Origin of the sequence: Nostoc sp. LEGE 12447 (assembly GCF_015206985.1) — a bacterium.
Lineage (GTDB): Bacteria > Cyanobacteriota > Cyanobacteriia > Cyanobacteriales > Nostocaceae > Nostoc.
This window is the reverse complement of sequence record NZ_JADEXT010000096.1, coordinates 1-10,186: the sequence shown is the minus strand read 5'-3', so window position 1 is coordinate 10,186 and position 10,186 is coordinate 1. Positions and strand designations below refer to the sequence as shown.

The window sequence follows — 10,186 nt, the reverse complement described above, 5'->3', positions numbered from 1 at the left end:
ATCGCAGCCCAGTCAATTTTTGTGTTAATGTTCTGTGCGGCTTAATCGCTTATTGTCATCAACCTAAGAAACCTAGCCTTCAATTGGAATGGCTTTTACCTTCTTATGTTTAACCCGAACTCAGGTTATTTACTAATAAAAACTAAGGGAGATTCCAAAATGACATAGATAATTGTAAAAATTGATAGAATGATAAATAAAACAAATAAAATGTTTTTCAAAAAGTGAATTAGCTTATCTTCAACTAAATGACTAATCATCAATACTAAAATAATTTAATTATGAGCTACATAAAAACATATTTACCTAGAAAATAAATAAAACTTTTATGTAAAACATTCAACTCAAGTTTTTGATGTACTATTTTAAGCTAACGCTAAAATACTTAGTAAATATTTGTTATCCATCGCCGCAAGAAACTGTTTGTTTTTGATTCCGCGTTTGACACGCTTCTCTTGAGTTAAAAGATTGACTGCAATATGTCTAAGAATTGCAAAATTCTGTGGAGCATTATCTTTTCTAATTCGACAGTCATCTTCCCTAAAGGCGACATCCAATACCCAATGTAATGAATTCTCAACTCCCCAATGACTACGAATAGAATTACCAAACTGTTTAGCGTTATCTTCAAGGCTACTAATAAAATAACGAGTTTCAACTGTTGTTTTACCGTCTAATAAACGGACAGATTCTACCATGCCAACACTATTAAAGTTTGACCAAACTGAATCTGGGTTAAGCAGAGACTGAATCTGAGATAACATCACATAGTGGCGGATTTCATGACGACCATGCCCTTTTTCTTCTGTTTTATATCTGCTATGTTCAATCCCCTCAAAATCTGTACTTATCCCTGACTGGAATAGTTTTTCAACTTCATCGTAAAGATTTCCTTGATTCTTTTTTAACGTAATTACATAATCTGCGTCTTGCTCTGTAATTAATCTTACAATCTCTTTTTGACAACCGATTGCGTCAATTGTGACAATACATCCAGACAGCTCCAAGACTTTTAATAATTCTGGAATTGCTGTAATTTCATTTGATTTTTCATCAACTTTAACTTGTCCCAATACTAATTTACTTGTAGTCGCCCAAGCACTTACTATTTGGATTGCACTTTGCTCATTACTTCTATCGTAAGAACCGCGTAAGGTTTTACCATCAATTGCGACAACTTCACCATTAGTGATCTTTTGTATTGATTTCATCCAATTAACAAAACATGACTCGAATTGTTGAGGATTTATTTGTGCGAAAACTCGTGTAAATGTATCGTGGGATGGAATGCCATTTGGTAATTCTAAAAATGTTTTTAACCACTCATATTTCGCACATCCATAGGTTTCAACTGCCACCCAGCCATCAGCACCACAAATTACTGCTATTATTGCAATCGTCATGATATCGATTAAGTTATGACGCTTTGTGCGATCTATTCGTGGGTCTTCTATTCCCAAAAAGTGGTCAGCAATTGTGATTTTTGGCTTTAGCTTCATAGAGAGGCGAATAAGAATGAAATTCTTCTTTGGAGTTTCTGCAAGAATACCATGTTCATTGACAGGCAGCCGTCCTGACTTTTCACGCCATCTGTAAAAGTCACTTTGAAGAGTTTTCGATGGCGTAACCACCCTTCCCGGCAGCGATCGCATAAATTGAGTTTTTCTTTGCGCTGATATTCTCATGATTCCTAGTCATTAATCTAAAACTATTGAGAATTAGACTGTGAAAATATTTACGCTAGAAGAGTGGAGAACTGACCGTGAAAATTCAGGCAGCCGTCAGCTGCCTCTAACTCCCCCCCTTGTAATGATTCTCATTTTCATAAGCAGTGAGGTTGAATTTCCTCAAAGCTTTATGTAGTTTGAGTCTTGGTGTATTTTACCCTGATTCAGGCTTGTCAATATTTAGATGCGTTTGCCCTGAAGACTTACCTTCTATATTCCACCATTGCTCAAATTTCTCTTGAGTTTTAATTAGCATTTTACTTGAATCATCATTAGAGATGATAGGCAGTAATTTTTCAAGTTTCTTTAATTCTTTATCAAAACCGAAAGATACAGAAATTCTAAGTGTTACTAATAACTCTTTGACTATCAGAAGATGGCAATAAAGAGCTTTATTCATTGCTTCTTCAACAAAAACCTCATTTAGGGTATCTTGTGCTTTTTGGTTAGCCTTATATGCTTTAAGATAAGAAATAAGGTCATTATATGCATTATATATGTTATCGAAAATTACAAAAAATCTTCTGTCTATATCCAACTCACCCTCAATTTTCAAAGACTGATCCAGCTTACTCAGTAGATTAGGTGTATTGATAGGACTAATAATTAAAGATAGATAAAAAAAGCGAATTGCTGACTTCTTATAACCAATTACAACAGAATTAGCTTTCTGATTAACCCAGTCTAAAACAGTTTTCAATATTATATTATTTGTAATTTTATCTATTTTTTGTTTTACTAATTCTAATAAAATATCTGCATTTTGAAGCATTTCTACAGTTAAAATAATAACTTCTCGCCAACGTGTTTCAAAAATATGATTAGCCAGTGATTGTAAAGCTATTTCTAGTTTTTGAGGGACAGGAGTAGTAATAATTTTTCTAGCCGTAAAATACTCTTGGAAAGTAAGGTGTGAGAAAGAATAAATATTATGCGCTCTCTCTACCAATATTCCATGTTGTGACTCAATTGACATCAACACCCCCTCGCTGTCTAATTGTAATGCTTTTGGATCAGTTTTAGAATCAGGTAAATTTTGAATGTAATCTGCGATGCATTCCTCAACCTGTTTTTTCTTAAAAAAATAATCTCCTCGTTCAAATGTAATAGCAGCAATTGAGCTTAATAAATCTTCTTTTCGTTGAACAGATAGTTTTTTATAAAGCTGATACTGATCTCTCTCAATATTACGTTTAGCATCCCATTTTTTTAAGAGTATATCTAGCCCTTCTTTGTAGAGTTCGGAGCGGCTTGAAGGAAAGTCAGCAATTTCCTCAAAGACCAAACACAACAACGTTAATAGTAAAGGGTTAGTTCCAAGCTCTCTAACAGGTTGGTTTTGATTTAGCTTCTTAACAAAAGTGTCAATTTTAGTTTTATCTTTAAAGGCAAACCATTTATTTACAAAATTTTTAATCTGTAGCTCGTCGAAATCAGCTATCTCTACATCAATAAAATTTGAAAATCTATATTCCTGTGCTGCTATACGGCAAGTAATGATAAATTGATTGTTATAAAATCTGTCAGGAAACACTTTACGTATTTTTTGAAAATTATCTTTTAAATAATTTTGAGAATCTATTTTAAAATCATCAGAATAGAAAAATTTATCTGCTAAAGATTGGACTTCTTGTATAACTCGGTTGATATTTTTCTCTCTAACTTCATCCAAACCATCTAGCATGATGAACAATCTTCCTTTATAGAACAGATCAAGTATTTGCTCATCTTGAAGTTCAACTCCAGATGATTTTATATAGCTTATTATGTAACTTTTTAAGTTAGGCTCATATTTAATCTCAGAAAATTCCTTCATACTAATATATATAGGTACTCTGCCTATATTAAATTCTCCAAAAATACATTGAATTGATAAATTTTTAAGAAAAGTTGTTTTTCCAGAGCCTGGTTTCCCCCATATCATTAATCTAGGATATTCACTAACTGCCTTTAAACCAGGCACTCTCTGTCCAGTAATTTTGCTAAGACCTAAACGATCAAAATTTTCCAAACTAGGATCAAAGTTTTGTATTATTTGAGAAAGTTCTATCCATCTCTGATGAGAAACTTTTTCTAGGATATTTACATTGGTGTAAATATCCTCTAGTTTAATAGGTTGAGACATATCTAGCACTTTCATCGTGCCACATTGCTCATGAATTAAGGGACGAAGCTTGTCTCTAACCATCTGAACAATGTTAATGATACCGTTATCACTTTCCTCATCTTTTATCATTTGAATAGTAGCTGATTGCATCAAACCTGCTACTTCTTCCCAATCAAGTTCCAGATTTTTGCAGATTGCTTTAAAGCTATCAAATCCAACCGCTTTACCTGCAAAAAACTTTTGTACTGTAGCACGTGATACTCCTGCCAAATCAGCAAAGGCTATTTTGCTGCTAAACCTTCGTAGAGTTTCGTTAGCCTTATTTAAACTAGTTGTTGTTGCGGAGAGTGATCGCTTTGCTCGGTTTCTCATTCTGTTACCATGCAAGACTTTTCACCGATTTTAGCTCACCTCACTAAAACTTAGACATAATTTTGACAAAAGTTCTACATCTTTAACACTTAGCTGAGACAGTGCCATAGGTAATTAATTTCATTATGAGAATGTACACACTCACGCATTGAAATTATGAATCAGCTAAAAATTACTCAAGCTTTCCAGCAAATCTTTTTTACTGTCTTCTTCCTGACCCTACTTTCTGGTGGTACGTCTTTGTGGCTAGCATCCAAAGATAATCTTTCCCCTCAGCAAAACCGAATATTTGAAAATCTAACTACTACTTGGCAAATGGGCATTGGTGCTATTTTTGGGGTACTTGGAAGCAAAGCTACTAACCTGTTTGAGAATGATGGCAAGAAAAAGTGACTTAAATTATAATCACTTTCAAGCAGAAATATAAAATGTTTCATTCTATAATTTCTGATTTAAATTTTTTTATTTTGGCATGATGAGCCGCTGATAGAGATCAAAAGGTTCATCGTGCCAAAAATGCTAATCGGGCCAATACCTTACTGCGTTGAAAGCTTCACATCTTGGTAGCGCCATTCTGGAAAGACCCAATTAATTGGGTCTTTCCCCTTTTCCACTTGACTGTATACGGGAGCAAGGCGAAACCCCTTACTGGCAACCAAAACTAACTGCCGCCGCGCCTGGGGCAACCCAAAGTCAGCCATATTCATCACGCTGTAATTGACCGAGTACCCCTCTTGCTCCAAAGCATCCAGGATAATACTGAAACTCTGACTGTTCTGATAGCGCGGCACATTTTCCAGCGTGAACACCCGTGGCTGCAACTGCCGGATGGCTTCTGCCACAGCGATCGCAGCCGTCAGATCGTCAGCCGTTTCAATACCTTTTCCTGCTTTGGCTGTGTGGGCTTGGCTGAAGTTGGCGCACACCGGGGAGGCGTGGAGATAGTCGGGGCGGCGGGGAAAACCTAGAAATCCTAACCGTGCTACTTCTTGAACTGTTAGCTGGATTATTCTACAGCCATACTCGCTGAAGTTGTGGTGATGGGTTTTGGCGATCGCCTTGCTCAGTTCTGGTTTGCTTGGGTCAAACTCTACTGCAATAACTGGACGAATCCCGGCTTCAACCATCCCCGCTTCAATCCCACCGCCACCAGCGAAAAGTACTACAGCGATCGGGGCATCATCTGGGAGTATTGGTTTTTTATCTGTGTTATCAAAATTTTTGCAGACATCTGATTTTGGTGATGTTTTTTTGGTTTTCGCTCTCTTGATAAAGGCGATAATATCTTCCCTAATTGCCCCCTGCTGTTGCATTAGACGAATCATTGGGACAGCGCCAGGGGGAATTGAGCCGATACTTTTGCTTTTCCAAACGCCGTTGTGTTTTTCCTTCCAGTTATATCCCCACCTCCAACAAAAGGGGTTATTTGGGTCACGCTCACCAATGACACGGGGATAAAAAACATTTGAACCACCAAGTAGCTTTTTAGTTTCGAGGTACGGATAAAGGCATCCAACTGATTCGCATTGTGAGGCTTTGACCCCTTTCTCTAAGAATTTTTCGGGTATTGCAGATAACTCAACTATTACTGATTTAGTCATGCAGCCACCTCCATCACCAAATCATCAGGTACTTCAAAAATCCCCAGTTACCCAATGTAAGGAATCGGTGTAATCTCGCGCGGATTCTCCAGCTTCCAATGATATTGCTCAGGCATCCCCCAACCAGACGCAACTTGTGAGAATCGGCAGTCAACTATTGTGACTATACCGATGACTTGACCGCGACGGAGAGAGATTAATTCTGGGATTATTACCCCCATTCCTTGGCAAAATTCTTTCGCTAACTGGTAATCTTTTTTGGTGCAAGTTTTTGCAGCGTGAATGAGAATGTCGCCGCGATAATGAATGGGCCAGCCACGGTTTTCAATATCCTTTAGAGCATAAATTATTGCCCATGCCCAAGGTTGTCTGACTGAAAGTGCTTTCATGTACCACCTTCTAAAAATTCAGTAATTGAATGTATGCGTCTAATGCCGCAATCGCTGGATGTGGCTGTATTTGCGATTTCAGCCCATTGCAGATTGTGGCGATAGTTCCAAGCTCTATGAAAGTGAAGTGAATATTGGACTGACGGTCACAACAGCGATGTAAAACTGTTAGGAGAACAAAATTTAACTGTCTGAGAATTACATCTTCAGCTAAATGAAGTCGCCAAGTAAGGTTTTCGGAAGTAACCGAACGCCAGGGGTTATCGAAAGAACATTTTTCAACTTGGGGCAGCACTTTTACCTTAAACCTGTAATCCCTGCCAGTGGTAGAGCATTCATCAGGGGCAAGAGCCGCCCATTGTTGTAAAAGCTGTTGGTAAGTTTTAATCATTCTCAGTTCCCGCATAAAAGACAATGTTTATCCTCCAGTAGAGCCTTAAAAACTACGACCACGAGATAAATTCTTGAATCTGGTAAACTGATGGTCAAATAAAAGCTTGACTATACCAGTGGGGCCATTGCGTTGCTTGCGAACAACTAACTCAGCAATGCCACGATCTGGGGTATCGGGGTTGTACATTTCTTCGCGGTAAAGCATGATCACAACATCACTGTCTTGCTCAACAGCACCACTGTCTTTTAAATCACTTAGTACAGGGCGTTTATCATTACGGTGTTCAACTTCGCGGTTGAGTTGGGACAAAGCCAGTACAGGCACATCCAAATCTTTGGCTAATCTCTTTAATCCCCGGCTGATTTCACCGACTCGTTGAGCCATGTTCACCCGTGAATCAGTATCAAGAGCCATAAGCTGTAAGTAGTCAATGATCACAAGCCCAACACCACCGTAATGGGATGAAATTCGGCGGACTTGGCTACGGATTTCATTCAGAGAAGGGCAAGATTCGTCGTTGATGAAAATCTGCTGTTCACTTAAAGTAGCGATCGCCACGCTCAAAGGTTGCCACTGACTGTCAGAGACATTCCCAGTTTCCAAGAAGTTATTTTCAATGCCGGATTCGCTGCTCAAGAATCGCTGTACGTACTCATCAGTAGACATTTCCAAGCTGAAAATGCAGATCGGCATCTTCCCAGTTTTGGCAACATTGAGAGCGAGATTACCAGCCAAAGCGGATTTACCAACAGAAGGACGAGCAGCCAGGACATACAACCGTCCTTTGCGAAAACCACCGCCAAGTATACTGTCCAGGTCATAAAATCCACTGCTTGCTGCTGGTGAACCTGTACCAGCATGACGCGCTTCAATTTCGGTAAAAGTGTCGGCTAAGGCATGAGAAATATGAACCAAGTCAGAGGCAGAATGCTCAGACTTAATGCTGTAGACTTTTTGTTCGGCTTCGTCGAGAATTACAGGTAAATCAGTTTCGGTGGCATAGCCGAGTTGAACAATCTCAGTGCCAGCAAGGATTAACTGCCGCCTTTGGTATTTTTCCATTACCAAGTCAGCTAAAACATCGATGTTCACAGCTGACACAGTGCGGTCAACCAGACTGGCCAGTTTATTGCGTCCACCGATACGGAACAATAAACCATTATCAGACAACCAGTTGGTGATGCAAAGCAAATCCGTTGGTAATCCTTGGCTGTACAGTCGTAGGGCTGCTTGATAAATGTCTTTGTGGGCATTGATGTAAAAAGCATCTACCACTAAGCGATCGCTGATTCGGCTCATGGCACTTGGGTCGAGCATGATGCCACCAAGTATTACTTCTTCAGCCTCAATGCTTTGTGGGGGTAAGCGGTCTTGTTGAGATGTGAAGTTTGATTTATCTTGTGCCATAGTTCACCTCATTTGAAAATTTTGATTTCTAGAAAATCTAGATTCCGTGTTGTTCACGCAGCTTGCGGATATAAGTACACATACATTTGAGGATGTGTAAGTTTTAACCAATCCAACCATTTGAGCGTTGCACTTGGGTCTTGTTGGTCATAACGGCTGCTGAAAGAAGCGATCGCTTTGTCCTTGCCAACTTCATCCATGCGGTCTAGAAGTTCACTGAAGGTCGCTTTATGCCAATCAAGAGAACGATTTGAGTAGTAACCGATGGGTTGGTCATTGGCTTTTGATTCTTCAGTTTGTGGCGTAGATGAAGAGAGAACTTTTGACCAATAAACCAGCAGTTCTTCTAAACCAGCTTTACTAACCTCCAAATTGCTGATTGATTTGATCACAGTGGGGACTTTTTGCTGCCAATTAACCTTGTCCCACTCGGCTCTCTCCTTGGCGATTAACTCCACCAAACGGCGATCGCAGGTTTGGTAAATGTTGTCTCTGCAAGAAGTGCGCCAAGGGAAACGCCAAGAACGGAGCTTGATTTCATTTCTGTAAACTGCGGGTAAAGGCTCAGATGCCAGGATGCCGGGGTCAAGCAGGATGTGATTGAGCAAATCATCAATCGACTGAAATTTTGGTTTGCTTGGTTTCTTGTTTGCTTGTTCGTTTTTATCTAACAACCCCGCCGCAATAGTAGGTCTACATGAGGGAATGTCTGTTTGATGCAAAGTCTCGGATTGATTTGACAACGAAGTGAGAGATTCGGGAATTGGTTCTTCCTGGTTTGATTGTGAAGACGAAGATTCGGGAATTGGTTCTTCTTCCTGGTTTGGTTGTAAATCCAAGTTAGTTTCTTCACACACATACTCGCTTTTTGGGGGGACTGCCCTTAGTGTGAATTCCTTAGATGGGATTACCTTAATGGGAATACCTTTGTGGGTCAAAATTGACCCCACCCCCCATGCAGAATTGACCCCCCCACTGGGTGCAAAATTGACCCCACCCCCCGTGCAATTTTGACTGGGGTTAATTTTAGCTGGGGTTTCTTTTGTTGTTTTAATTTGGGAGCGAAGTAATGGAACTTGGTTAGGAGAAACCCACGAAGAAGGTGTAGTGGGAGTATAAATGTTAGTAGTTCCAATACGTTCTTGTATTTCAATCATTCCGGCGGCTAGTAAAAGCTTGATGGCATTTTTGGCAGTTTTGAGAGCCATGTAACAATGTTTAGCCATCTTAGGGATAGACTCAAAACAACCGCTTACACCTGCTCTTCTTTGGATATGCGCGTACAGTCTAAATTCTGATGATTCAAGTGGATAATCATCAAAAAAACCGGGAATGAAGACTTCAAAAGCTGTCCGATTATTGATTTGATTTTCTGCTAAACTCATAATGATATACCTATTGAAGAAGAATTCAGAAGTCAGAATTCAGGAGTCAGAATCAATTAGTGGGGGATTCAGACCCGCTACTTTCTTGTTGACCGCTAAATCAAAGATTTAGCGGGGGTATTAAACCCGCTTATTCATCCACCAGTCGGAAAGAATTCATTGCTGAATTCTGACTCCTGACTCCTGAATTCTGTTTGATAAAAATTGCCTTCCCTCGAAAGTCTCTTAACAATCGAGGGATTTGTTTCTAATCACAAGTCAAGTTTGGAAATTCCCGAATTTGTATTTGTTGAGGAAATTCAGGAAGTTCGCCGCCTTTGGGGTGTTTCGTTTTAAAAGGTTGCTGATTCAAATAAACATTTGACCCCAATTGCTTGACAAACACAGGCGTTTTTGACTCGTTGCACTGTTTGACGAGAGACTTGACCCATTCGATATGGCATGGTCTAGAGTCTGGCCCTGATTCACCACCGATAATAAGCCACTGGACATCATTCAAATATTGGCTAATATCGCCCAAATGTTTTAGTAATGGCTCCACTGACCAAAACCTAACACTAGCTGGAATTTGGGCAAGGAATTGACTACGTTCTTCAAGAGTGTGACGGTTTTCTATAGAAGTTCCAACCCAAATATTAGAAGGTAATTCCTCTAGCCCATGATTAGAGAGCCATTCATTTAGGGACTTCCAGAAAATAAACTATTCCATCACCAATAATGATAATCATTTTAGAGGGGAATGAAGGGGCTGCCGTCGGCAGCCCCTTCATTCCCCTTTTGTAGTAATTTAAATAATGACGCTTG

At 39.4% G+C, this 10,186-nt stretch carries 9 protein-coding genes and 1 pseudogene; 2 read left to right on the top strand and 8 right to left on the bottom strand.

The window, feature by feature from the left end:
* Nucleotides 1-113 (top strand): annotated as a pseudogene (locus tag IQ274_RS38220) (IS982 family transposase); the annotation flags it as partial.
* Between the two features lie 252 nt (nucleotides 114-365).
* Here the strand turns inward: IQ274_RS38220 and IQ274_RS35710 are convergent.
* Together IQ274_RS35710 and IQ274_RS35705 are read right to left on the bottom strand one after the other, a co-directional pair.
* Nucleotides 366-1,499, bottom strand: coding sequence for an ISAs1 family transposase (locus tag IQ274_RS35710; RefSeq protein WP_194145170.1), 1,134 nt, complete (start codon nucleotides 1,497-1,499; stop codon nucleotides 366-368).
* Between the two features lie 382 nt (nucleotides 1,500-1,881).
* Nucleotides 1,882-4,206 (bottom strand): NACHT domain-containing protein, encoded by a 2,325-nt coding sequence (locus tag IQ274_RS35705; protein WP_194145168.1) that lies wholly within the window; start codon nucleotides 4,204-4,206, stop codon nucleotides 1,882-1,884.
* A gap of 156 nt (nucleotides 4,207-4,362) precedes the next feature.
* Between IQ274_RS35705 and IQ274_RS35700 the strand changes: the two genes are divergently transcribed.
* Nucleotides 4,363-4,599, top strand: a complete 237-nt coding sequence (locus IQ274_RS35700) for a hypothetical protein (RefSeq protein WP_194145167.1) — start codon at nucleotides 4,363-4,365, stop codon at nucleotides 4,597-4,599.
* A gap of 143 nt (nucleotides 4,600-4,742) precedes the next feature.
* Here the strand turns inward: IQ274_RS35700 and IQ274_RS35695 are convergent, their stop codons facing one another.
* The 6 genes from IQ274_RS35695 to IQ274_RS35670 form a co-directional block, all read right to left on the bottom strand.
* A complete protein-coding gene (locus tag IQ274_RS35695) occupies nucleotides 4,743-5,807 on the bottom strand; it encodes a DNA cytosine methyltransferase (RefSeq protein ID WP_228058621.1) in 1,065 nt (354 codons plus the stop codon).
* Between the two features lie 47 nt (nucleotides 5,808-5,854).
* Nucleotides 5,855-6,196, bottom strand: a complete 342-nt coding sequence (locus IQ274_RS35690; RefSeq protein WP_194145166.1) for an ASCH domain-containing protein — start codon at nucleotides 6,194-6,196, stop codon at nucleotides 5,855-5,857.
* 10 nt (nucleotides 6,197-6,206) lie between these two features.
* Nucleotides 6,207-6,587 (bottom strand): hypothetical protein, encoded by a 381-nt coding sequence (locus tag IQ274_RS35685; protein WP_194145165.1) that lies wholly within the window; start codon nucleotides 6,585-6,587, stop codon nucleotides 6,207-6,209.
* A gap of 45 nt (nucleotides 6,588-6,632) precedes the next feature.
* Nucleotides 6,633-7,997 carry a replicative DNA helicase gene (gene dnaB / locus IQ274_RS35680; protein WP_194145164.1) on the bottom strand — a complete coding sequence of 455 codons (1,365 nt, stop codon included), beginning with the start codon at nucleotides 7,995-7,997 and terminating at the stop codon, nucleotides 6,633-6,635.
* Between the two features lie 53 nt (nucleotides 7,998-8,050).
* Nucleotides 8,051-9,382, bottom strand: a complete 1,332-nt coding sequence (locus tag IQ274_RS35675; RefSeq protein ID WP_194145163.1) for a hypothetical protein — start codon at nucleotides 9,380-9,382, stop codon at nucleotides 8,051-8,053.
* A 247-nt stretch (nucleotides 9,383-9,629) separates the two neighbouring features.
* On the bottom strand, nucleotides 9,630-10,079 hold the full coding sequence (locus IQ274_RS35670) for a DUF5131 family protein (protein ID WP_194145169.1): 450 nt from the start codon (nucleotides 10,077-10,079) through the stop codon (nucleotides 9,630-9,632).
* Nucleotides 10,080-10,186 lie beyond the last annotated feature (107 nt).